Below are 21,682 nucleotides of genomic sequence, written 5' to 3'. Positions count from 1 at the left end.
CCGCAGGAACTCACCGCCCAAGACGGCGAAATCGTCTGGTCGGCGCACTACCGCGCCTACGGCGAAATAACCCGCCTCGATATAGGAAAAGTCGACAACCCGCTGCGCTTCCAGGGTCAATACTTCGATCAAGAAAGCGGGCTGCACTACAACCGCCATCGCTACTACAATCCGGATGTTGGTCGCTACCTCACGCCGGACCCGGTGAAGTTGGCGGGTGGGCTTAACACGTACCAGTACGTGCCTAACCCGACCGAATGGGTAGATCCGCTAGGCTTAAGCACATGCCCTGGCGGTAATGGATGTAAACCAACACACAACGCTGACGAGCCGGAAAAACATGCCAAGGTAGACGAAGGCGATGCAGAACTCCCTAAGGGTGCTGATAGCAAACTATCTAGACGTGGTGCATTTAAAAGAGCAAAAGCAATAGGTGGAGTTCCAAAAAATCAACACCCAACTCAAATACATAGAGAGAAGATCAAAGATCAAGACCAACATACGATGGGCAGGGTGTATATATTTGAACTAAAGGAGCTCCAAATAGAGATCCAAGAACACTCACTTGGCCACAAAAAAGGAAACCTGGGTCCACACTTCAATACGAAGGTTACCATTGACGGAAAGTCAGCCCCATTAAAAAACCACACAGACAATCACTCATACTTCAGGAAATAAAAAATGGAAGCAGTATTTATCAGAGAGCTAGGCATACATCCCTGGGACCAGTTACACCCTAGCAACGATGAAAACTATATTACGGTCACACTGCTTCACCAAGATTACGCAGGCGCTTGGAAAGCCTGGTGTGAGTTCAGCTCTTTACTTACGCAAAAATGGCCAAAAATTGTACAATGGCACACCAACCTATTACCGTACCACAGTAAGACTCAAGAATACCTGTCACTAAAAAACTTCGCCAAAACCTCCCAACCAGGAGATATTTTCAGAAAAAATGAATCAACCGGAATTTACTCTAGAGTAATTCATTTAGATTGTGATCCATTTCACATAGATCCTAATCGTATGGCCTGCTATCGAACATCTGTAACACTGATGCAAAAAAGCAATAGCAGCCTTGAAAATCTGTGGCAAAACTTAAGTCAGCTCACAGACATTTCTAAAACGGAAGACTTTAAATTAATACTTGCTGATGAGCATTCTATTTCTTTCAGATTCTATGATGCAGAAACACATGGTGTGGCTCAACTCATTTGCCACTCAGAACATCTACCTCTTCTGAACGAAACAATAAAAAAGATTAACTTGGAAGAAATTCAGCAGGAAGGTGTCTACGCGTATATCCACAGTTAGCTTAAATTGGCAACGACATTCATTTATTTGTTTTACGTGCGCGCCCAATCAAAAGCTTCATCTTGGATTACTAATGGATCTCTTTTTTTCCCGCAAAGCTATAGACTCCATAGCCAGCCCCAATTCGCCGCCCCGCCCGCCCCCGCCTAAACTCTGTTCAAGTTGTTTCAACGGACAGAGGATTCATCATCATGGGCAAACGTCACCCCAATCTCCCCGCCTGGCAATGGCGTCACTACCCGCAGAACCATCAGCACCCGACCAACCTGGCGTTGCACCTGATTGCCGTGCCGCTGTTCATCATCGGGTTTCTGTTGATTGTATCCGGGGTGTTCAGCCTGAGCCTGGCCAGTTTTGCCGTCGGTGTGGTCGGTATCCTGGCTGGCCTGGCGTTGCAGCGTCATGGTCATAGCCTGGAAGCCCAGGCCAGTGAACCGTTCAGTGATCGTAAAGATGCTGTCCAACGCCTGGTGGTCGAGCAGTTCGTGACCTTTCCGCGCTTTGTGTTGAGCGGTGGCTGGTGGCGCGCCTGGCGGCAGCGCCACAGGCATTGAGATCAGGCGAAGACCACCACGGTCTGACGGCTGATGGCGATGAGTTTGCCGGTCGGGCTCCACAGGGCGGCGGCGGCATGGCCGTAGCCGTCGCGGGCGTGCTCGATATTGACGCAATACTGGCACCAGTCGAGGGTCGTGAGGTCTTGCAACGGCTGGATGAATTCGATGGTCCAGGTCAGGGTGCTGCCCGGTGCCGGCTTTTTCAGGTGCGGCAGCAACGCAGGGGGCCAGGCGTCGACCAGGGCAAGGATATGCGCCTCCGTCAGCGGCTCTTCCTTCACATCGCCGCGCAACCGTACCCAACCGCCCATGTCGCGGGATTTATTACCGGTAAAGGGTAAGCCGCCGACGCTCCAGCGCATCGCCAGATGGCGCATGAATTCCGGGGTGACGCCCTTGATATAAGGCAGTTCCTGGCACTCATCCCAGTGCTTGAACACCGGCGGCGCTTCGCTTTCGACCGCAATTTCCGACTCACGGGCCCCACCGAAACTGGCCTGTACCAGTGTCGCCACTTCACCGTTCTGCACCACACGGCCAAGCAATTGGCTGACGGCTTTGCCTTCGCGCAGCACTTCGACTTGATAACTGGCGGGGACGTCCGGCGCTACCGGGCCGACAAAGGTGATTGCCAGCGACCGTAAAGGACGATCCGCGGGCACTTGGGCACGCAGGGCTTCGTATTGCAATGCGGCGACCAGGCCACCAAAGGTCGCACGGCCCTGGGCCCATTCGGCGGGGATGGTGACATCCAGCGGGTTGCTGCGGGCGGCGTCGAGCAAATCACTAAAGCGCATGGCGGTCTCACATCAAAGGGAACAGATGAGGGATCTTAACCATCAGGCCAGTCAGGTACAGCGCCTATTCCGGCCAAAAGCCGGACCGGCTTAGAAACAATCAGCGCTGAGTTTATCCAGCACTCGATCCGCCTGCCCTTCCGCCTTGGCCATGGTGCGATGCCATACGGCAACACAAGGTTGCAGATCAGCCTGGTGTTCAGCCTGGGCCAACCACTGCCAGCAGTCATGCCAATCCCCCAGGGCGCCCTGGGCTTTTTTCAGGTGCGACATGGCGTTGGCGGGCAATTTATCCAACTCGGGATAGGCCTCGGCGGCGTAGCGCACGCGCTTGATCAGCAAGCGGAGGCGATGGCGATCATGGCCCGGATCCTTCAAGGCCTTATCGAGTGCCTGCCATTGCTTGGCCAGACGCTTTTCGATGCGTGGGCGCAGGCCTTTGAGCAACTTCTGGTGCTCAGAAGCACGGATGAAACGCGGGAAGGCGTCGAGGATCAGCAGCAAGTGCGCAAGTTCCGGGCTTTGCGCCACCTGACGATAGGCCTCGGGTTGCAGGCGCAGTCGTCGGTTTGCAGCCTCATGATGGCCATGCAGGTGCAAATACGCCGCCAGCACCTCGCGGTCGCGTAGCGGCGTAGTCAATTGGCCGACGGTGCTGGCCGCCAATTCAAGCTGCTCCACCCCTGGCAAGCCGCGCAAGGGGCGCAACAGGCTGCGCAGACGGCGCACAGTGGTGCGCAGGTCATGCAGGGCTTCATCGTCGGTGACGGCGGCAAGGCGAGCCTGGCAGCTCAGTAACCCTACTTCCAGGCCAATGACCTGAGCGACTAACTGATCGACCAAAACTGACATCCTGCCCCCACTACCTGATGAGAAATCCTACTCGCTGCTACAGGTCAACGCCCGGCGCGAGACTCACGAATATAGAACCGCGCTTTCTCGGCCTTGTTGGAGCAGCCTTCAAACGCTTCAAATTGCTGCTGGGTCTTGGCGCCTGTCAACAGAGACAGTGCCTTAGAGTAGCTCACGGTGCCGGCAAAGCCTTCGGCCTTGGCCAGGTCAAGTTCTTTCCAAGCGGCGTCCAACTGGCTGCCGCAACTGTCGCGGTAGGCGGTTTTCCCGGCGCAACCAGCCAGGGCCAACACGATCACAGGCACACACATCCAGGCTTTCATCAATGACACCTCAAAAAGAAAAAACAGTCGTACGTTGTAGACGTTGCCTACAGGGAAAAGTGCCTGTCCTTAGCCTGAAATCGATAGTACCTATTGGCCAGAGCATACCCGAGCAGCAGCGCTATCCTGGAAAAATATTGCAGGCTCCCACGAATATTGAAGCCGGCCTCTCATGGGTGCATTGTGGGCACCTGCCTTGGGGAGGACATGGACCATGAAGAAACGTGTTGCCTTGGTGCTGGGTTCCGGTGGAGCCCGGGGCTACGCCCATATCGGGGTGATCGAGGAAATCGAGCGGCGCGGCTACGACATCGCCTGTATCGCCGGCTGTTCAATGGGAGCGGTAGTCGGCGGCATTTACGCCGCTGGCAAGCTGGACGAGTATCGAAACTGGATTGAAAGCCTCGACTACCTCGACGTGTTGCGCCTGGTCGACGTGAGCTTCCGCCTGGGCGCCATTCGTGGCGAGAAAGTCTTCGGGCAGATCCGCAAGATCGTCGGCGAGATCAATATCGAAGAACTGCGCATCCCCTACACCGCAGTCGCCACCGACCTTACCAACCAGCAGGAAATCTGGTTTCAGGAAGGCTGCCTGCACCAGGCCATGCGCGCCTCGGCGGCGATTCCCAGCCTGTTCACCCCGGTGATGCAAGGCAACCGCATGCTCGTGGACGGCGGCCTGCTCAACCCGCTGCCCATCGTGCCGGTGGTGTCGAGCCACTGTGACTTGATCATCGCGGTCAACCTCAACGCCACCAATCAGAAGCACTACCAGTTGCCGGTGATCCAACGCCCGCCCGCGTTCAAGAGCCGCTTCAACAACCTGGCGAGATCACTCGGTTCGCACCTGCCCTTTCGCCGCAAGCAGGCCGAACAATTGATGAAACTCGAGCAGGAGGCGTTGGAAGCGCACGCGGCGGAGATCAACCCGTGGCTGGAATCTGCCGAACCGGAATCCCAACAACCCGCCGCGGCACCGGAAAAGCCCGGCGCACCGAAGTCGGCAACCGGGTCGTTCATCATTGATAACGTCGGCCCGGCTTCGCTGCTGGACCTGATCAACCAGAGCTTCGAGGTGATGCAGACGTCGCTGGCGCAGTACAAGATCGCCGGCTACCCGCCCGACGTGCTGATCAACGTGCCGAAGCGGGTGTGCCGTTTTTTCGAGTTCTACAAAGCGCCGGAATTAATCGCCCTGGGGCGGGAAATTGCCAGTGATACGTTGGATCGCTATGAAAGTGAGCAACGCTGAAACAGGCGCGTCACTAACGCCGTTGTGGCGAGCCCGCTCGCCACAGAGAAGCACCTGAGATCTATCCGCCCAACAACCGATACCCCACCCCCGCCTCGGTCACGATAAACCGTGGCTGGGTCGGGTCATCCGCCAGCTTCTGGCGCAGGTGTCCCACGACGATGCGCAGGTAGTGGCTGTCCTCGGTATGGGTCGGCCCCCAGATATCCTTGAGCAATTGCTGCTGGGTAATCACCCGCCCAGGGTGCCGTGCCAGTTGCGCCAGCACCGCGTACTCCTTGCGCGTCAGCGCCACTTCAGCGCCGTCCAGCAGCACCCGGCGATAGGCCAGGTCCACCGTCAGCGGGCCAAAACGCAAGGCTGCTTCCTGGGCTTCCCCCGCTGGCGCCTGGCGTAGCAATGCACGCACCCGGGCGAGAAACTCCTGGATGCCAAAGGGTTTGGTCACATAGTCATTCGCACCACCATCCAGGGCCTCGACCTTTTGCCCCTCGCTGGCCCGCACCGACAGCACCAGCACCGGCACCGTCGACCACTCGCGAAATTCACGCAGCACCTGCTGGCCGTCCATGTCGGGCAGGCCAAGATCGAGGACCAGGAGGTCCGGCTTGTTCAACGCGGCCTGGGCCAGGCCTTCGTTGCCGGTACCGGCTTCGATCACTTTGTAGCCCTGCGAGGCCAGGCTGATGCGCAGGAATTTGCGGATCTGCGGTTCGTCATCAATGACCAAAATCGTCGCGGTCTGGCTCATGGCTTCCAATCAAAATCCGTGAAGAAAACAGGGTAGCTCATGCCTCGCGCTCCAGGCCAGGCTGTGTCGGCAACGGCAGGAACAAGGTGATGCAGGTGCCACGCCCGTCAATGCCGTCGGCCACGCTGATATGCCCACCGTGGGCGCCGACCATGCCCTGGCAGATTGCAAGGCCCAGCCCCGTGCCCTGCCCGCCTCGATCACCGCGTGCTGCGGTGTAGAACATATCGAAGATCTTTGCGCGCTCATCATCGGGAATGCCGGGGCCTTCGTCGGCCACGGCGAAGAACAGCTGGTTATCGGCAACGCCGGCGCTCAGTTGCAAACGCCCTTGCGGCGGCGAAAAACGCGCGGCGTTTTCCAGCACATTCACCAACGCCTGCTCGATCAACGCAGCATGCACATACAACAATGGCAACTCGGGCGGTACGTCGGTACTCACCTGCAACGGCGCCAGCACTGCACGCAGACGGCCGAGGGCGCTGCCGACGATATCACCCGGCGACACCCAATCCCGCGCCAGCTTCAACGCACCGTGGCCGAGGCGGGTCATGTCCAGCAGGTTCTGAATGTAACGGTCAAGACGCTCAGCCTCATCGCGAGTGCCTTCAAGCAATTCGCGACGATCCTCCAGCGGGATCGCTTCACCAAGTGCCAGCAAGCTGTCGATGCTGCCACGCATGGAGGTCAGCGGTGTGCGCAAATCATGGGAGACCGACGCCAGCAAGGCGCTGCGCAGTTGCTCGGTTTCGCCGTGCAACCTTGCAGACTCCAACTCCTGGGCCAGTTGCGCCCGCGCCAGCGCCTGGGCCAATGGCTGGCTCAAGGCGGTGAGCAGGCGACGGCGTTGGCCGCTCAATTCCAGGCCCGGTTTGGGACTGACCCCCAGCAAACCCAGCGGGCCTTCTTCGCCCGACAACGGCCACCACCACCAACGCCCGAACGGCAGGGTCCCGGTGCCCATGCCCGCTGGTTGGTCATGTTGCCAAGCCCAATCGGCGGCGGCGCGCTCGGCTTCGGTAAGCGTCAGCGGGCCGCCGGTCTCGATTGTCCAACCGCCTTGGCCATCACGATTGACCAGGCACAGGTCCAGGTCGCTCCAGCCTTCCAGGTGATGTGCGGCAGCACTGATCACCGCCTGGCGATCGGTGGCGGCCGTGAGTTTGCGCGACAGGTCGAGCAGCTCGCTGGTTTCTTCCTGGGTGTCGCGCAACGCCTGCAACTGGCGGCGCTGGCGCGCAGCCAGGTTGCCGGTCAGCGCCGCCATCAACAGGAAGAACAACAGGGTCAGTACGTCTTCTTCACGCTGGATGGCGAAGGAAAAATTCGGCGGGATAAACAGGAAATCATAGGTCAGGAACGACAACGCCGCACACACCAGCGACGGCCCCAGGCTGCTACGCACTGCCACCAGCAATACCGCCGCCAGGAACACCAGAGAGATGTTCGGCAGCGGCAAGGCGCTGGACACCGCCCAGGCCACCGCCGCCGCGACCACCGTGGCCAAAACCGCCAGTGCGTAGTCGAACCACACTAGCCCGCGTACATCCGGCAAGCGCGGCGGCGCCGGGATATCGTCGCTGTCGAGGACGTTGATTTCCAAACCTCGCGCATTACGCAACAAACGCGCAGCCAGGCCGCCGCCGAACAAGCGACGGCGCCAACGCATCCGCGACTGCCCCACCAGCAGCAGACTGGCGCGGCGTTCGGCGGCGTGCTGGATCAGCGTCTTGGCCACCTCCCCTGCGCGCAGCAACACCACCTCGCCGCCCAGTCGCTCGGCCAACTGCTGGGCATTTTGCAGGCGCAGCCGCGACTGCTCGTCCCGCGCTCGGCCGTTATCGATATGCACCAGGCTCCACGGCAAATGGCGGCGCTGGGCAACCCGGCTGGCATGGCGCACCAGGCGCTCGGCCTGGGCATCGCCATCCACGCCCACCAACAAGCGCCCACGCACCGCCGGCGCGGCTTGGCCGAGCTGGCGATAGCCTTGGGCCAAATCGTCATCGACGTGGGCGGCGGCGGTTTGCATGGCCAACTCGCGCAAGGCCATCAGGTTGGTCTGGGTGAAGAACGCATCGATGGCCGCCCGCGCCTGCTCCGGCACATAGACCTTGCCATCGCGCAGGCGCTCCAGCAGCTCGCGGGACGGCAGGTCGATCAGCAGCAGTTCGTCGGCCTCTTGCAGCACCCAGTCCGGCAGGGTTTCACGCACTTGCACGCCGGTGATGCCGCGTACCTGGTCGTTGAGGCTTTCCAGGTGCTGGACGTTGACCGTGGTAAACACGTTGATGCCGGCAGCGAGCAGTTCCTGGATGTCTTGCCAGCGCTTTTCGTGACGGCTGCCGGGGGCGTTGCTGTGGGCCAATTCGTCGACCAGCACCAGCTTGGGCTTGGCGGCGAGCAGGCCGTCGAGGTCCATTTCTTCGAGCATCACGCCACGGTATTCGCTGCGCAGCAACGGTTGCTGCGGCAGGCCGCTGAGCAAGGCTTCGGTCTCGGCACGGCCGTGGGTTTCGACCACACCGGCGATCAGCTTCACCCCCTGTCGCAGTTGCGTGTGCGCGGCCTGGAGCATGGCGTAGGTCTTGCCCACACCCGGCGCGGCGCCAAGGAAGACTTTGAGCCGGCCACGGCCGTCCCGGGGTAGATCGGCTAACAGGGCATCGGCGCGGCCGGAGTCGCTCATGCTCGGGGTTCCTTCAGATGTTTATGGGTTGCGCCCCAGGCCGTCATCGCGGGCAAGCCCACTCCCACATTTGGAATGCATTCCCCTGTGGAAGCCGGCTTGCCTGCGATGGCGGCGCCACTGCCTACAACTTTTCCAGGGCCATATTCAGCGCCAGCACATTCACCACCGGCGGGCCTACCAGCGGGCTTTCGATGTGTTCATCGAGCAAACGCTGCAAAGTCGACACCGGCACATTCCGCGCCGCCGCCACCCTTGCCAGTTGATAGGCAATCGCCTGGGGTGGCAAGTGTGGATCAAGACCGCTGCCAGAGGTAGTCAGCGATGCCAGAGGCACCGGCCCTTGGCTCGGCACCAACTGTTTACTCGCGTCATCGAAGATACGCGTCGCCAGCGCCGGGTTGCTGGGGCCGAGGTTACTGGCGCTGCTGGAGACCGTCGCAAACGCGCCAGCCGATGGGCGCGGATGGAACCAGCTGGCACCGGTAAAGTCCTGGGCAATCAGGCTGGAGCCACGCACCTTGCCGCTGTCGTCGCGCACCAGGCTGCCATTGGCCTGGTTCGGGAAAGCCACTTGGGCGACACCAGTCACCACCAGTGGGTAAGCGACGCCGGTGATCAGGGTCATGAGCACCAGCAGGCTCAGGGCCGGGCGGATCATGTTGGACATTTCGGATTCCTCAAGTCGGTCATTGCAACCTGTGGGCACCCGTCGGGCGCCCACAGGAATCGGGTCAAACCAGGTGCAACGCAGTCAGCAGCATGTCGATCGCCTTGATGCCCACGAACGGCACCAGAATCCCGCCCAGCCCATAGATCAGCAGGTTGCGCCGCAGCAATGCCGCCGCGCTCGCTGCCTGTACGCGCACACCGCGCAGCGCCAGGGGGATCAGCACCACGATGATCAGCGCGTTGAACACGATGGCCGAAAGGATCGCGCTCTGCGGGCTCTGCAAGTGCATCACGTTGAGCACGCCCAGTTGCGGATAGATCGAAGCGAACAGCGCCGGCAGGATCGCGAAGTACTTGGCCACGTCGTTGGCGATGGAAAAGGTGGTCAATGCGCCACGGGTCACCAGCAATTCCTTGCCGATCTGCACCACGTCCAGCAGCTTGGTCGGGTCGCTGTCGAGGTCGACCATGTTGGCGGCCTCGCGCGCAGCCTGGGTGCCATCGTTCATCGCCATGCCGACGTCCGCCTGGGCCAGCGCCGGGGCGTCGTTGGCGCCGTCGCCGCACATCGCCACCAGGCGACCATCATTTTGCTCATGACGGATGCGGGCGAGTTTTTTCTCCGGGGTGGCTTCGGCCAGTACGTCGTCCACGCCCGCTTCAGCGGCAATCGCGGCGGCGGTCAGCGGGTTGTCGCCAGTGACCATCACGGTGCGAATGCCCAGTTTGCGCAGCTCGGCGAAACGCTCACGGATGCCCGGCTTGACCACGTCCTTCAGGTGGATCGCGCCGAGCAACTTGCCATCGGCACACACCAGCAACGGGGTGCCGCCGCTCTGGGCGATCTTGTCGATTTCCCGCGACAGCGCAGGCTGCAAGTCGCGACGTTGTTGACCGATGAAGGCCAGCAGCGAATCCACCGCGCCTTTGCGGAACACACGGCCCTGGTAGTCGACACCGGACAAGCGGGTTTCAGCACTGAACGGCACGGCCATCAGTTCGTCTGCGGTCGGCTCGGCTTGAGGGTGCAAGGCGCGCAGGTATTCAACGATGGATTTACCTTCCGCCGTGTCATCGGCCAGGGAGGCAAACAATGCGCCTTCGGCCACTTCCTTACCACTGACGCCAGGCGCCGCGACCACCGCCGCACAGCGACGGTTACCGAAGGTGATGGTGCCGGTCTTGTCCAGCAGCAACACATGCACGTCGCCCGCTGCTTCCACGGCACGCCCGGACTTGGCGATCACGTTGAGGCGCACCAGGCGGTCCATGCCGGCGATGCCGATCGCCGACAGCAAGCCGCCAATAGTTGTAGGAATCAGCGTCACCAGCAGTGCGACCAGGAACACCAACGGCAAGCTGCCGCTGGCGAAATGGGCGAACGGCTGCAGGGTTACCACCACCAACAGGAAGATCAGGGTCAGGCCGATCAGCAGAATATCCAACGCGACTTCGTTGGGGGTTTTCTGGCGCTTGGCGCCTTCCACCAGGGCGATCATGCGGTCCAGGGTCGACTCACCAGGGTTGGCGGTGATACGAATCAGCAGCCAGTCAGACACCAGGCGGGTGTTGCCGGTGACGGCTGAACGGTCACCACCGGACTCACGGATCACCGGTGCCGATTCACCGGTAATGGCCGCTTCGTTGACTGCCGCAATGCCTTCGATGACCTCGCCGTCACCGGGGATCATTTCCCCGGCGGCAACGCGCACCACATCGCCTTTGCGCAGGCTGGTGGCCGGCACGACCTTGAAGCTGCCATCGGCCTCCTTGCGGCGTGCGCTGAGGCCTTCGCTGCCGGCCTTGAGGCTGTCGGCGCGGGCCTTGCCACGCCCTTCGGCCAGGGCTTCGGCGAAGTTGGCGAACAGCACGGTGAACCACAGCCACACGGCGATTTGTACGGCGACAAACGTGGGCACGGTGGTGTCGGGCACGAAGCACAGCACAGTGGTGAGGATCGCGGTCAGTTCGACCACCAGCATCACCGGCGAACGTTGCAGTTGGCGCGGGTCCAGCTTGACGAACGCCTGGACCAGCGCCGGGCGCCACAGAGCCGAGACGGCGGTTTTGGCAGGCTCCTGGGTTTTGAACGGGGCCGCATTTTTTGCAGGCATATTCATGTTCATATCGCCTCTTAGAAGCCCATGCTCAAGTGTTCAGCAATGGGACCCAGCGCCAGCGTTGGCAGGAAAGTCAGGCCGCCCACCAGCAGAATGGTCACGGTCAACAGGGTCACGAACAGCGGGCCATGGGTCGGGAAGCTGTTCTGGCCGATCGGTGCGGTCTTCTTCATCGCCAGGCTGCCGGCCAGGGCCAGGACCGGGAGGATGTAGCCGAAGCGGCCGATCAACATGCCCAGGCCCAGCATCAGGTTATGGAACGGTGTGTTGGCGCTGAAGCCACCGAACGCCGAGCCGTTGTTGGCACTGGCCGAGGTGTAGGCGTAGAGCAACTGGCTGAAGCCGTGGGGGCCAGGGTTGCTGATGGCACTGGCCGGGCCAGGCAGGCTGGCGGCAATGGCGCCGAGCACGAGCACGCCCACCGGCATCACCAGCAGGGTCACCACCAGCAATTGCACTTCCTTGGCCTGCAGCTTCTTGCCCAGGTATTCCGGGGTGCGGCCGATCATCAGGCCAGCGAGAAACACCGCGATCAACACGTTGAGCAACATGCCGTACATGCCGGCGCCGACGCCGCCGAAGATCACTTCGCCGACCATCATGTTGACCAGTGCGACCATGCCGCTGAGTGGATTGAGGCTGTCCTGCATGCCATTGACCGAGCCATTGGATGCCGCTGTCGTCGTCACCGACCACAGCACCGTACCGGCGGTGCCGAAGCGTGCCTCCTTGCCTTCCAGTGGCGCAGTCTGCTCCACGGCCGGATTGTTCAGGGTCGGGTTGGGCTGGTATTCGGCCCACAGCGAGGTCGCGCCGCCGATGATGAACAACGCCAGCATGCAGCCGAGGATCGCGCGGCTCTGACGCAGGTCTTTCACGTAATGGCCGAAGGTGAACACCAGCGCCACGGGGATCAGGATGATTGACGCCACTTCGAACAAGTTTGCCCAAGCGGTAGGGTCTTCAAACGGATGCGCCGAGTTGACACCGAAGAAGCCACCGCCGTTGGTGCCCAACTGTTTGATCGCAATCTGACTGGCGGCCGGGCCCAGGGGGATCACTTGATCCACACCCTGCAGGGTCACGGCATCCACGTAATGGGCGAAGGTCTGCGGTACGCCCTGCCACACCAGGAACAACGCCAGCACCAGGCACAACGGCAGCAGGCCGTAGAGGGTGGCGCGGGTCATGTCGACCCAGAAGTTGCCCAGGGTCTTGGTGGATTTGCGACCGATCCCACGGCAAAGCGCGACCAGCACTGCCAGACCCGTCGCCGCGCTGACAAAGTTCTGCACGGTCAGGCCGGCCATCTGGCTGAGGTAGCTCAGGGACGCCTCGCCACTGTAGGACTGCCAGTTGGTGTTGGTCATGAAACTGACCGCGGTGTTGAAGGCCAGGGTCCATTCCTGCCCCGGCAATTTCTGCGGGTTCAGTGGGAGGTAGTCCTGGAACAACAGGATCGCGAACAGCAGCAAAAAGCCCGCGAGGTTGAAGGCAAGCAAGGCGAGCATGTACTTCTGCCAGCTTTGCTCCTGATGCTCGTCCACGCCCGACAGGCGATAACAGGCGCGCTCAACGGGACCGAACACCGGCGTAAGCCAGGTGCGCTGCCCTTCCATTACTTTGTAATAGAACCGCCCCAGGAACGGGGCCGGCACCAGCACCACGGCAAAGAAGGCAATGATCAGCCAATAGTCATAACTGTGCATGGCCAGCTCCTAGTTCCGATCCGCGCGTAACAGCGCAACCAGCAGATAAATGAACAGCGCCACGGCCAATAGCAGTGACACCCCGTCCAGAACGCTCATGGAAGTCTCTCCGTTTAGCGGCGAGTGCCGCGTGTGGGGCAATTGTCGGCAGGAGTGGCGTAAAGGAACGAGAGCGAGGGAGTGGGCGGGGCGTAAAGACGGCGTAAAGAGTGGGTTTATGCGGGGTTTACAGGGAGGGTTGTGCTGGATTGGAGGGCCTCATCGGGGGCCCCCTCCCACACCGGGCCTGCGTACACCGGTCAAAATGTGGGAGGGGGCTTGCCCCCGATAAGGCCCTGCCAGCCCCCCCCGCACTTATCTGGTGCGCAGTTGAAAAATTTTAAACGCCAAACCATCCCCCAGACGACAGTTGCGCCGCTTTACGACACGGTTGTAAGGCATGGCATGTCCGCTGCAACACCTTGAATCATTCCAAACCGTTCAGGGAGCGCGTCACGATGAACACACAACTCAAACCCACCCTAGGCACTCTGCACTTATGGGGCATCGCCGTCGGGCTGGTGATATCCGGGGAGTACTTCGGCTGGAGCTATGGCTGGGGCGTCGCCGGGACCCTGGGCTTCCTGGTGACCTCATTGATGGTCGCCGCGATGTACACCTGTTTCATCTTCAGCTTCACCGAACTGACCACCGCGATTCCCCATGCGGGTGGTCCGTTTGCCTACAGCCGTCGCGCCTTTGGTGAGAAAGGCGGCTTGATCGCGGGGCTCGCGACCTTGATCGAATTCGTTTTCGCACCGCCCGCCATCGCCTTGGCCATCGGCGCCTACCTGAATGTGCAGTTCCCGGCGCTGGACCCCAAACACGCCGCCGTCGGTGCCTACATCGTGTTCATGGGCCTGAACATCCTCGGCGTCAAGCTCGCCGCCACCTTCGAACTGGTGGTGTGCGTGCTCGCCGTCGCTGAGTTGCTGGTGTTCATGGGCGTAGTGGCGCCCGCCTTCAGCTTCAGTAACTTTGCCCTGAATGGCTGGGCCGGTTCCGACACGTTCGGCGCACCGGCGATTGCCGGCATGTTTGCCGCAATTCCCTTCGCCATCTGGTTCTTCCTTGCCATCGAAGGCGCCGCCATGGCCGCCGAAGAAGCCAAAGATCCGAAGCGCACCATTCCAAAGGCCTACATCAGCGGCATCCTGACCCTGGTGATCCTGGCCATGGGCGTGATGTTCTTTGCCGGCGGCGTGGGTGACTGGCGCACCCTGTCCAACATCAACGACCCACTGCCACAAGCCATGAAAACCGTGGTCGGCGACAGCTCCGGCTGGTTGCACATGCTGGTGTGGATTGGCTTGTTCGGCCTGGTGGCCAGTTTCCACGGCATCATCCTCGGCTACTCGCGCCAGTTCTTCGCCCTGGCCCGCGCCGGTTACCTGCCGTCTTTCCTCGCCAAACTGTCGCGTTTTCAGACACCCCATCGCGCAATCATCGCCGGCGGCGTGGTCGGCATCGCGGCGATCTACAGCGACGGCCTGATCAACCTCGGCGGTATGACACTGACCGCGGCGATGATCACCATGGCGGTATTCGGCGCCATCGTGATGTACATCATGAGCATGCTCAGCCTGTTCAAACTGCGCAGGACCGAACCGCTGCTGGAACGCACCTTCCGCGCGCCGGGTTACCCCATCGTGCCGAGCATTGCCCTGGTGCTGGCGGTGGTGTGCCTGGTGGCCATGGCTTGGTTCAACGCGCTGATCGGGCTGATCTTCCTGGGCTTTATGGTGGTGGGGTTCGCCTACTTCCAGATGACTGCGCAAGACCGTGCCGATGCACCGGCGGATGCGATGTTGACCGGGCTCTGATCTACTGCGAGGCAGAACGGGCCTACACTGAACTAGTAAGAAAGCCCGTCACTCAAAGCAGTCATTACCGTGGGAAAACTCTCCCGCGGCAATCTGCCTCAAGGAGAGCCTTATGCCGTGGTATGCGTGGTTGATTATGGTAGTTGCGATCGGGTCGATCGTCGGTGGACTGATGATGCTGCGTGACAGCGCCAACAAAGTGGAACTCACCGACGAACAACGCAAGCGCGTGGCCGAGCGCAACGCCCAGGCGGATGCCAAGGATGCGCAGGATCGCTGAGCCTTGGGCTACTCCCAATCCGCCTTGGCAATATGCAACCCGTGCTGCCCCTTGTAGGCAGCACGTTCCGGCTGGCTCCAGCCATTGAGCAGCGCATCCTCCAACGTGTAGATCTCAACCCCCAGCGGACGGCATACCGTCAGCGGGTCCTGCGCCTGCGGCCCCCACATCGGCAGCGACAAATCCCCTCCTGGGCACGTCGACAGCGCGCATAGCAAATCAATCTCGGCAAAGAACTCCAGGTAGTCGCCCTTCTGCGCGGGGCAGGCCTTCATGAAGTACATGTCGTCGTGATTTAGACCGGTGCACTGGAAAATATTCAGCACGTCATGCACGTCGAATTCCGTCAAACCGTGAGGCAAAACCGCGCGTGTCAGGTTGGAGTGGCAATGGTGATGGAAGTCTTCACCGGTGAGCATGCGGTTCACATAGGGATCGCAACGGGTACCGAGTAAATCGTGCAGCCGCCCGCCGTGCTCATCAATGCCGTAGCTGGCCAGGCTGTCATCGGTGATCGTCACCAAAGGCCGCAGGAATGGCAGGTTCGACCACAAGCGGTCATGGGTGCTGACATGGGCGCCCTGCAACTGCCGGGTGCGAGCCGCCCACAGGCGCTCACGGGGGTCATTGGCATTCCATACGTTGAAATCACCCACCTGCGGGCCGACCGGCGTGGTCACACGGAACACATGTCCGGCTGGCACCTTCCACGCCCTGCCCGTACGAATCGGCACCTCAAACTGCTCGATCAGCGTGCGCTGGTCTTTTCGATCACGGATGCGCTCGTAAAACGCTGTGTCGACCTGCAACGCCGAACCTTTACTGACCTGATAAGCGGCCGGATAGTCTTTGTACATGGTGCGGATCCTCGATCAGGGGTGGTTAAACAAGGCCAGGGACAAGCGTTCCGAATCATCCAGGTAGAGGCTCATCGCCTCCCCCGCCGCCGGTTTATCTTGCCGGACCAATAACGTGTAGATTTCACGATCACGCTCCAGCCACGGCGACTGGAAGCGCCGCTCATCGGGCGCGGCGCAGAACACCAGCCGCAGCTGGGCGATGACCTGGGCAAAAAACTCATCGAACAACGGGCTGCGCATCAACCCGACGATGTGCTGGTGAAACACCAGGCTATGGGTGGCGACCGCACGCCAGTCTTCGCGCTCGCGGGCGAGGGTGGTGGCATCGATGGCGTTCTGCATGCGCCTGGATTGATCTTCTGTCAGAGGGCCGCTCTGGGCGATGGCCTGCAACTCCAGGGTGCGGCGCACGACAAACAAATCCCGCACTTCCTCGCGCGCAACCCGCCGGACCATCACGCCTTTATTGCGCACATAACGGGTCAACCCTTCTTGCCCAAGGCGGTGCAACGCTTCACGGATCGTATTGCGCGATGCGTTGTAGGCTTTGACCAGTTCCCCTTCGACTAATGGCATGCCTGGCAGCAATCGCCCGCCGATGATGTCGGCGCGGAGCTCCAGGGCGATCTGGTCGGCGAGAGACAAACTGAGTGTCATGGTTACCTTCACGATTGTTGAACAATCCTTAGTGGGCAGGTAATCACTTTTCATGCCAACGTGTCAGCGTGTAAAAAGATTCAAGTCGGTTAAAATGCCAGCCTGTCACTGAGGCCCACCTATGCGTTACTCATCCGACCACAAAGCCAAGACCCACCAACGCATCATCAAGGAAGCCTCGGTACGCTTTCGTCGCGACGGGATCGGCGCGACCGGTCTGCAGCCGTTGATGAAAGCCCTGGACTTGACCCATGGCGGTTTCTACGCGCACTTCAAATCCAAGGACGAACTGGTGGAAAAGGCACTGCAGGCCGCGGCTGCCGAGCTGGATGCGCATTGCGAGATACTGTTCAGCCAGGAACGGCCGCTGGAAGCATTCATTGATAGTTACCTGTCTGAATGGCACCTGATCTCGCCGGCTGAAGGCTGCCCATTGCCGACCATGTCTTCCGAGTTGGGGCTGAGAGGCCAACACAGCGCGACTACAGATGCTGTGCTCGGCGCAAGGCTTCAGCAGATTGAGACAGCGCTGGGGGATGGACAACGTGATGCACAAAGCCTGGTGATGATGTCGACACTGGTGGGTGCCTTGGTGCTAGCCCGGAGTGTCGAGGACGAGGCACTAGCGATGCGCATCATGGACGTGGTGCGCGACAGCTTAAAAAACCAGGTTGCAGAGGATGAAAAAGCCGGTCAATGACCGGCCTCCCCTCATTGGATTAGTTGATGACAAGCCTATCGCGATTCTTTTCCAGCAGAGCCTTGCCGATCCCCTTAACTTCCAGCAACTCATCCACCGCAGTGAATGGACCATTGCTTTCACGATAGGCAACGATTGCTTTGGCTTTGGAGACGCCAATACCGAAGAGGTCGCGGCGCAGGGTTTCGGCGTCGGCAGCGTTGAGGTTGACCTTGGCGGCCTGATCTACCTTGTTCATCTGTGCAGAGATCGGCGTTTGCGCCTCGGGTCTACTGGCAGGTGCTGCTGCGCTGGCGACGGAGAGGCTTGTGAGAAAGGCAAATATAAGGGACGAGATGTAAGTGATTTGCATCGGTGACGCTCCATGACATAGTTGAGAGAGCAGCTTTTCCGAAGCTGCTTTTCTAGGGTAGGCGATGGAGGAAAGCTGTCAAAAATAACGCAGTTACAGAGTATGTGGAAGCTAAAAACAGATGACTAATGAGCAAGAAAAATGCATGCCCGTGCGCCAATGCTCATTGAGACCATGAGCACATCTACAACACTTGAAAAAATAACCTCCCAGTCCTCGCATCAGGTAAAATTGGTCAGAAGCGCGAAGTCAGGTGTAAAGTACTATGTTGACTTTGACTGCAGCGAAGCGGTGCGCCGCGAAAGCTCGCGAGACCACTATCAACAGCCTAATGCATAAGGTTTTGCTATGCGGTATGAAAATAGAGGGTCCCTTTTGCAAGGCCGTACATTTAATGACAATTCAGGTAAACATCTTAATTTGAACATACTCTCAGTCTTTTATTTTCCCGGAGGCTAATTAGGTCATGCGAATATCAGCTCTCCAAGCTTTTAGCCAAGCAGATCAATGATTATGACTGCGCACAATCTTAGATTAGAAATGGGATGAAACGCCGCGTAATGGAGGGACTATTACGAAGTAAATTTACATCGACCAAATATAGACTTACGTACGCCCTCTGTAAGATCTTCGAGTTTAAAAAACGGACCGTCTGAACTAGAAACCATCGAGTAAGCTCAGACAAATCCAGCCACTAAATCCAAAATACAATTATGGAAGAGAACATGACTAAAAAAGCACTTATTACTGGCATCACAGGACAAGATGGTGCTTACCTTGCTGAACTTTTGCTGAGCAAAGGTTATGAGGTACACGGGATAAAGCGACGCAGTTCGTTATTTAATACTGCCCGAATTGATCACCTGTTCCACGACGTACACGACAAAGGTCACCCTTTTTTCCTCCATCATGGAGACATGACTGACTCATCCAGCTTGACTCGTATCATTCAAAAAGTTCAACCAGATGAAATTTACAACCTTGCAGCACAAAGCCATGTTGCCGTTTCGTTTGAAGAACCAGAATACACCGCAAACTCTGACGCACTCGGCTCCCTGAGAATTCTGGAAGCCATTCGAATTCTTGGCCTCGAGAAAAAAACTCGCTTCTATCAAGCCTCCACCTCAGAACTTTATGGCCTGGTTCAAGAAACTCCCCAGAAAGAAACCACCCCGTTTTATCCGCGTAGCCCTTACGCGGTCGCCAAGCTCTATGCGTACTGGATTACCGTCAATTACCGTGAAGCCTATGGAATCTACGCTTGCAACGGTATTCTCTTTAACCACGAAAGCCCGATTCGCGGTGAGACTTTTGTTACTCGCAAAATCACCCGCGCACTCTCCCGCATCAAGCTTGGCCTGCAAGAGTGCCTCTATCTGGGCAATATGGACTCACTTCGAGACTGGGGACACGCCAAAGACTATGTCGAGATGCAGTGGCTGATGCTTCAACAGGAAAAACCTGAAGATTTCGTAATCGCAACCGGTGTGCAATACAGCGTACGAGACTTTGTAAACGCTGCAGCCAAAGAACTAGGTATCACCATCACTTGGAAAGGTGAAGGTGAGGATGAAAAAGGCTACAACGAAGTCGGTAAATGCATTGTAGAAGTGGATCCCCGCTACTTCCGCCCAACCGAAGTTGAAACTCTATTGGGGGATGCATCCAAAGCTAAAGAGAAACTTGGATGGACTCCGAAAATCACGTTTGAAGAGCTTGTCAAGGAAATGGTACGTGAGGATCTGAAAAGTGCTGAACGGGATGAGCTGATCAAAAAGCATGGATACACAACCTTCAGCTACAACGAATAACTCTATTTGGCAATCTACCAGATGAATAAGATGCGAATATTGTTGACGGGCGGCGGCGGGATGGTCGGGCGCAATCTCCTCGAGCACCCCTGCATTGAAGACTTTGAAGTTCTTGCTCCGCGTAGTAGCGAACTGGACTTACGTGATTTCAACGCAATTCAAAAGTATCTATCTGAGTCCAAGCCCGACTTGATCATTCATGCGGCCGGAAAAGTGGGTGGTATCCAAGTGAACATCAGAGAGCCTGTGGGGTTTCTGCTGGACAACCTTGATATGGGCAGAAACATTGTATGGGCTAGCCGTCAAGCAGGCGTAAAGCGCCTAATAAACCTAGGTAGTTCCTGCATGTACCCGCGCAATCATTCCGAGCCTCTCAGCGAAGAAATGATTTTAAAGGGCGAACTGGAACCGACTAATGAAGGCTATGCATTAGCAAAAGTTACTACAGCACGCCTTTGCGATTACATCACACGCGAAGACTCGAGCTTTCAATACAAGACTCTGATTCCTTGCAATATTTATGGTCGTTTTGACAAGTTCGACCCTGCGCACTCACACCTGCTACCCGCGATTATACATAAGATTCACACAGCGAAGATAAACAATGATTCAAATGTCGAAATATGGGGTGACGGGACTGCCCGACGTGAGTTCATGTATAGTGGAGACTTGAGCGACGCCATTATGCAGGCATTACGGAAATTCGATTCCCTGCCCCTGAACATGAACGTGGGTCTTGGGCAGGATCACTCAATCAATGAGTACTATCACGCTGTAGCTGCAGTAATGGGATACAGCGGTCAATTCGTACATGACACTACCAAGCCGGTAGGGATGGCGCGCAAACTCGTGAATATCGAGCGTCAGACACTGTGGGGTTGGAAGCCGCACCATACCCTGCAAGAGGGTATTGAAAAGACCTACAGCTATTATATGGAGCATCAACAATGAGTATTAATTTTCCGCTAGCCGCTTCTTCTTGGGAAAAAGAAGAACTCGACGCAATGCAACGCGTTATAGCCACCGGCATGTTTACAATGGGCGAAAATGTAAAAGCATTTGAACAAGACTTTGCGCAGTTTGTAGGCAGTAAACATTGTGTAATGGTTAATTCTGGCTCGTCCGCAAACCTCTTGATTATTGCCGCTCTTTTTTACACTAAAAACGCCGACTTAAAACTGCAACGCGGCGATGAAATCATTGTACCGGCCGTTTCGTGGAGTACCACTTACTACCCGCTTTACCAGTACGGCTTGAAGATTAAGTTCGTTGACATTGATCTCCAAACCTTAAACTACGACCTTGAACAGCTTAAACTCGCTGTCACCGATAAGACCCGCGCCATTATGGCCGTAAACCTTCTTGGCAATCCGAATGATTTCGCACGCATTCAAGAGATCATCGGTAAGCAGAAGATTGTCCTGATTGAAGATAACTGCGAGTCGATGGGAGCATCTTACAACGGAAAACAAGCTGGCACCTTCGGTATTATGGGTAGCTTCAGTTCCTTCTTCAGCCACCACATTTCGACGATGGAGGGAGGTCTGATCGTAACCGATGACGAAGAGCTGTATCAGATCCTGCTCTCCCTGCGAGCCCATGGCTGGACTCGAAACCTGCCTAAGCAAAACTTAGTATGCAGCGATAAGAGTGATGATTCGTTCGAAGAGTCATTTCGCTTCGTTTTACCCGGTTACAATGTTCGGCCGCTTGAACTCGAGGGCGCACTAGGTGTGGAGCAGGTAAAACGCCTGCCCACTCTAATTCAGGAGCGACGTAAGAATGGTGCTCTTCTACAAGCAGCAATGAAAGACCACCCGGAAATCATCATTCAACGAGAGATTGGCGAATCCAGTTGGTTTGGTTTCAGCTTGGTGATACGCCCGGGAAGCAAGTTGACACGCAAGTCACTTGTTGAAAAACTGAACGAACTCGGTTTTGAGTGTCGCCCTATCGTAGCTGGAAATTTCGCAAAAAATGAAGTTGTAAAGTATTTCGACTGCGAAGTTCATGGAGAACTGAAGAACGCCGAGCATATCGATAAATTTGGCCTATTCGTTGGCAATCATCATTATTCGATCTCGGAAGCTTTTCCACTGCTTAACAGTATTAAAGCCTGATTCA

The 21,682-nt window shown here is 57.9% G+C and carries 22 protein-coding genes; 10 read left to right on the top strand and 12 right to left on the bottom strand.

Going from position 1 to position 21,682, the window contains the following annotated elements; genetic code table 11:
• From BMX59_RS30985 to BMX59_RS24215, 3 genes are all read left to right on the top strand, one after another.
• The coding region (locus tag BMX59_RS30985) for an RHS repeat-associated core domain-containing protein (RefSeq protein WP_175486704.1) at positions 1-678 on the top strand (678 nt) is incomplete at its 5' end.
• 3 nt (positions 679-681) lie between these two features.
• The gene (locus tag BMX59_RS30290) at positions 682-1,314 is read left to right on the top strand and encodes a hypothetical protein (RefSeq protein ID WP_139212925.1); all 633 of its coding nucleotides are present in this window, start codon (positions 682-684) and stop codon (positions 1,312-1,314) included.
• 191 nt (positions 1,315-1,505) lie between these two features.
• A complete protein-coding gene (locus BMX59_RS24215) occupies positions 1,506-1,868 on the top strand; it encodes an Mpo1-like protein (RefSeq protein ID WP_058424472.1) in 363 nt (120 codons plus the stop codon).
• 2 nt (positions 1,869-1,870) lie between these two features.
• On the opposite strand, the gene BMX59_RS24210 is transcribed toward BMX59_RS24215, so the two are convergent.
• From BMX59_RS24210 to BMX59_RS24200, 3 genes are all read right to left on the bottom strand, one after another.
• Entirely contained in the window at positions 1,871-2,668 is a 798-nt protein-coding gene (locus BMX59_RS24210) for an acyl-CoA thioesterase (protein ID WP_093126573.1), read from the bottom strand.
• Between the two features lie 90 nt (positions 2,669-2,758).
• A complete protein-coding gene (locus BMX59_RS24205; RefSeq protein WP_093126569.1) occupies positions 2,759-3,520 on the bottom strand; it encodes a CHAD domain-containing protein in 762 nt (253 codons plus the stop codon).
• A gap of 44 nt (positions 3,521-3,564) precedes the next feature.
• A complete protein-coding gene (locus tag BMX59_RS24200) occupies positions 3,565-3,843 on the bottom strand; it encodes a hypothetical protein (RefSeq protein ID WP_012722962.1) in 279 nt (92 codons plus the stop codon).
• Positions 3,844-4,057: 214 nt separating this feature from the next.
• Between BMX59_RS24200 and BMX59_RS24195 the strand changes: the two genes are divergently transcribed.
• Positions 4,058-5,095 (top strand): patatin-like phospholipase family protein, encoded by a 1,038-nt coding sequence (locus tag BMX59_RS24195; protein ID WP_093126566.1) that lies wholly within the window; start codon positions 4,058-4,060, stop codon positions 5,093-5,095.
• Positions 5,096-5,156: 61 nt separating this feature from the next.
• On the opposite strand, the gene BMX59_RS24190 is transcribed toward BMX59_RS24195, so the two are convergent.
• The 6 genes from BMX59_RS24190 to kdpF form a co-directional block, all read right to left on the bottom strand.
• Positions 5,157-5,846 carry a response regulator gene (locus BMX59_RS24190; protein ID WP_071490041.1) on the bottom strand — a complete coding sequence of 230 codons (690 nt, stop codon included), beginning with the start codon at positions 5,844-5,846 and terminating at the stop codon, positions 5,157-5,159.
• A gap of 37 nt (positions 5,847-5,883) precedes the next feature.
• Positions 5,884-8,535, bottom strand: coding sequence for a sensor histidine kinase (locus BMX59_RS24185; protein WP_093126563.1), 2,652 nt, complete (start codon positions 8,533-8,535; stop codon positions 5,884-5,886).
• Positions 8,536-8,659: 124 nt separating this feature from the next.
• Complete coding sequence (kdpC, locus tag BMX59_RS24180; RefSeq protein WP_071490039.1) at positions 8,660-9,205, bottom strand: potassium-transporting ATPase subunit KdpC; 546 nt, start codon at positions 9,203-9,205, stop codon at positions 8,660-8,662.
• A gap of 64 nt (positions 9,206-9,269) precedes the next feature.
• A complete protein-coding gene (gene kdpB / locus BMX59_RS24175; protein WP_093126560.1) occupies positions 9,270-11,333 on the bottom strand; it encodes a potassium-transporting ATPase subunit KdpB in 2,064 nt (687 codons plus the stop codon).
• 8 nt (positions 11,334-11,341) lie between these two features.
• Positions 11,342-13,036 carry a potassium-transporting ATPase subunit KdpA gene (gene kdpA, locus BMX59_RS24170; protein ID WP_093126555.1) on the bottom strand — a complete coding sequence of 565 codons (1,695 nt, stop codon included), beginning with the start codon at positions 13,034-13,036 and terminating at the stop codon, positions 11,342-11,344.
• 9 nt (positions 13,037-13,045) lie between these two features.
• Positions 13,046-13,135, bottom strand: a complete 90-nt coding sequence (gene kdpF, locus BMX59_RS24165; protein WP_003218754.1) for a K(+)-transporting ATPase subunit F — start codon at positions 13,133-13,135, stop codon at positions 13,046-13,048.
• Positions 13,136-13,533: 398 nt separating this feature from the next.
• Between kdpF and eat the strand changes: the two genes are divergently transcribed.
• Positions 13,534-14,898, top strand: a complete 1,365-nt coding sequence (gene eat / locus BMX59_RS24160; RefSeq protein ID WP_093126552.1) for an ethanolamine permease — start codon at positions 13,534-13,536, stop codon at positions 14,896-14,898.
• A 112-nt stretch (positions 14,899-15,010) separates the two neighbouring features.
• Positions 15,011-15,178, top strand: coding sequence for a DUF2897 family protein (locus tag BMX59_RS24155; RefSeq protein WP_003172675.1), 168 nt, complete (start codon positions 15,011-15,013; stop codon positions 15,176-15,178).
• An 8-nt stretch (positions 15,179-15,186) separates the two neighbouring features.
• On the opposite strand, the gene BMX59_RS24150 is transcribed toward BMX59_RS24155, so the two are convergent.
• Positions 15,187-16,035: an urea carboxylase-associated family protein gene (locus BMX59_RS24150; protein ID WP_093126549.1), complete on the bottom strand. Its 849-nt coding sequence runs from the start codon at positions 16,033-16,035 to the stop codon at positions 15,187-15,189.
• A gap of 15 nt (positions 16,036-16,050) precedes the next feature.
• Positions 16,051-16,695, bottom strand: a complete 645-nt coding sequence (locus BMX59_RS24145; RefSeq protein ID WP_093126546.1) for a GntR family transcriptional regulator — start codon at positions 16,693-16,695, stop codon at positions 16,051-16,053.
• Between the two features lie 121 nt (positions 16,696-16,816).
• On the opposite strand from BMX59_RS24145, the gene BMX59_RS24140 reads away from it, so the two are divergent.
• A complete protein-coding gene (locus BMX59_RS24140; RefSeq protein ID WP_093126543.1) occupies positions 16,817-17,395 on the top strand; it encodes a TetR/AcrR family transcriptional regulator in 579 nt (192 codons plus the stop codon).
• 19 nt (positions 17,396-17,414) lie between these two features.
• On the opposite strand, the gene BMX59_RS24135 is transcribed toward BMX59_RS24140, so the two are convergent.
• The gene (locus tag BMX59_RS24135) at positions 17,415-17,747 is read right to left on the bottom strand and encodes a ComEA family DNA-binding protein (RefSeq protein WP_092247604.1); all 333 of its coding nucleotides are present in this window, start codon (positions 17,745-17,747) and stop codon (positions 17,415-17,417) included.
• Positions 17,748-18,472: 725 nt separating this feature from the next.
• Here BMX59_RS24135 and gmd point away from each other — a divergent pair.
• The 3 genes from gmd to BMX59_RS24120 are packed head-to-tail and all read left to right on the top strand — an operon-like array spanning position 18,473 to position 21,678.
• Positions 18,473-19,558, top strand: coding sequence for a GDP-mannose 4,6-dehydratase (gene gmd, locus BMX59_RS24130; protein WP_093126539.1), 1,086 nt, complete (start codon positions 18,473-18,475; stop codon positions 19,556-19,558).
• Between the two features lie 6 nt (positions 19,559-19,564).
• Positions 19,565-20,509 (top strand): GDP-L-fucose synthase family protein, encoded by a 945-nt coding sequence (locus tag BMX59_RS24125; protein ID WP_218189507.1) that lies wholly within the window; start codon positions 19,565-19,567, stop codon positions 20,507-20,509.
• Positions 20,506-21,678, top strand: coding sequence for a DegT/DnrJ/EryC1/StrS family aminotransferase (locus tag BMX59_RS24120; protein ID WP_092247598.1), 1,173 nt, complete (start codon positions 20,506-20,508; stop codon positions 21,676-21,678). Before BMX59_RS24125 ends, BMX59_RS24120 begins: the two co-directional genes overlap by 4 nt.
• Positions 21,679-21,682 lie beyond the last annotated feature (4 nt).

This window comes from Pseudomonas sp. NFR09 (assembly GCF_900111535.1).
GTDB classification, from domain to species: domain Bacteria; phylum Pseudomonadota; class Gammaproteobacteria; order Pseudomonadales; family Pseudomonadaceae; genus Aquipseudomonas; species Aquipseudomonas extremorientalis.
This window is presented reverse-complemented; position numbering and strand designations above follow the sequence as displayed.

What these genes read in the sequence shown, in the direction of transcription:
- BMX59_RS30290 (WP_139212925.1), top strand. Translation starts at nt 682, where the DNA reads ATGGAAGCAGTATTTATCAGAGAGCTAGGCATACATCCCTGGGACCAG.
- BMX59_RS24215 (WP_058424472.1), top strand. Translation starts at nt 1,506, where the DNA reads ATGGGCAAACGTCACCCCAATCTCCCCGCCTGGCAATGGCGTCACTAC.
- BMX59_RS24210 (WP_093126573.1), bottom strand. Translation starts at nt 2,668, where the DNA reads ATGCGCTTTAGTGATTTGCTCGACGCCGCCCGCAGCAACCCGCTGGAT.
- BMX59_RS24205 (WP_093126569.1), bottom strand. Translation starts at nt 3,520, where the DNA reads ATGTCAGTTTTGGTCGATCAGTTAGTCGCTCAGGTCATTGGCCTGGAA.
- BMX59_RS24200 (WP_012722962.1), bottom strand. Translation starts at nt 3,843, where the DNA reads ATGAAAGCCTGGATGTGTGTGCCTGTGATCGTGTTGGCCCTGGCTGGT.
- BMX59_RS24195 (WP_093126566.1), top strand. Translation starts at nt 4,058, where the DNA reads ATGAAGAAACGTGTTGCCTTGGTGCTGGGTTCCGGTGGAGCCCGGGGC.
- BMX59_RS24190 (WP_071490041.1), bottom strand. Translation starts at nt 5,846, where the DNA reads ATGAGCCAGACCGCGACGATTTTGGTCATTGATGACGAACCGCAGATC.
- BMX59_RS24185 (WP_093126563.1), bottom strand. Translation starts at nt 8,535, where the DNA reads ATGAGCGACTCCGGCCGCGCCGATGCCCTGTTAGCCGATCTACCCCGG.
- kdpC (WP_071490039.1), bottom strand. Translation starts at nt 9,205, where the DNA reads ATGTCCAACATGATCCGCCCGGCCCTGAGCCTGCTGGTGCTCATGACC.
- kdpB (WP_093126560.1), bottom strand. Translation starts at nt 11,333, where the DNA reads ATGAACATGAATATGCCTGCAAAAAATGCGGCCCCGTTCAAAACCCAG.
- kdpA (WP_093126555.1), bottom strand. Translation starts at nt 13,036, where the DNA reads ATGCACAGTTATGACTATTGGCTGATCATTGCCTTCTTTGCCGTGGTG.
- kdpF (WP_003218754.1), bottom strand. Translation starts at nt 13,135, where the DNA reads ATGAGCGTTCTGGACGGGGTGTCACTGCTATTGGCCGTGGCGCTGTTC.
- eat (WP_093126552.1), top strand. Translation starts at nt 13,534, where the DNA reads ATGAACACACAACTCAAACCCACCCTAGGCACTCTGCACTTATGGGGC.
- BMX59_RS24155 (WP_003172675.1), top strand. Translation starts at nt 15,011, where the DNA reads ATGCCGTGGTATGCGTGGTTGATTATGGTAGTTGCGATCGGGTCGATC.
- BMX59_RS24150 (WP_093126549.1), bottom strand. Translation starts at nt 16,035, where the DNA reads ATGTACAAAGACTATCCGGCCGCTTATCAGGTCAGTAAAGGTTCGGCG.
- BMX59_RS24145 (WP_093126546.1), bottom strand. Translation starts at nt 16,695, where the DNA reads ATGACACTCAGTTTGTCTCTCGCCGACCAGATCGCCCTGGAGCTCCGC.
- BMX59_RS24140 (WP_093126543.1), top strand. Translation starts at nt 16,817, where the DNA reads ATGCGTTACTCATCCGACCACAAAGCCAAGACCCACCAACGCATCATC.
- BMX59_RS24135 (WP_092247604.1), bottom strand. Translation starts at nt 17,747, where the DNA reads ATGCAAATCACTTACATCTCGTCCCTTATATTTGCCTTTCTCACAAGC.
- gmd (WP_093126539.1), top strand. Translation starts at nt 18,473, where the DNA reads ATGACTAAAAAAGCACTTATTACTGGCATCACAGGACAAGATGGTGCT.
- BMX59_RS24120 (WP_092247598.1), top strand. Translation starts at nt 20,506, where the DNA reads ATGAGTATTAATTTTCCGCTAGCCGCTTCTTCTTGGGAAAAAGAAGAA.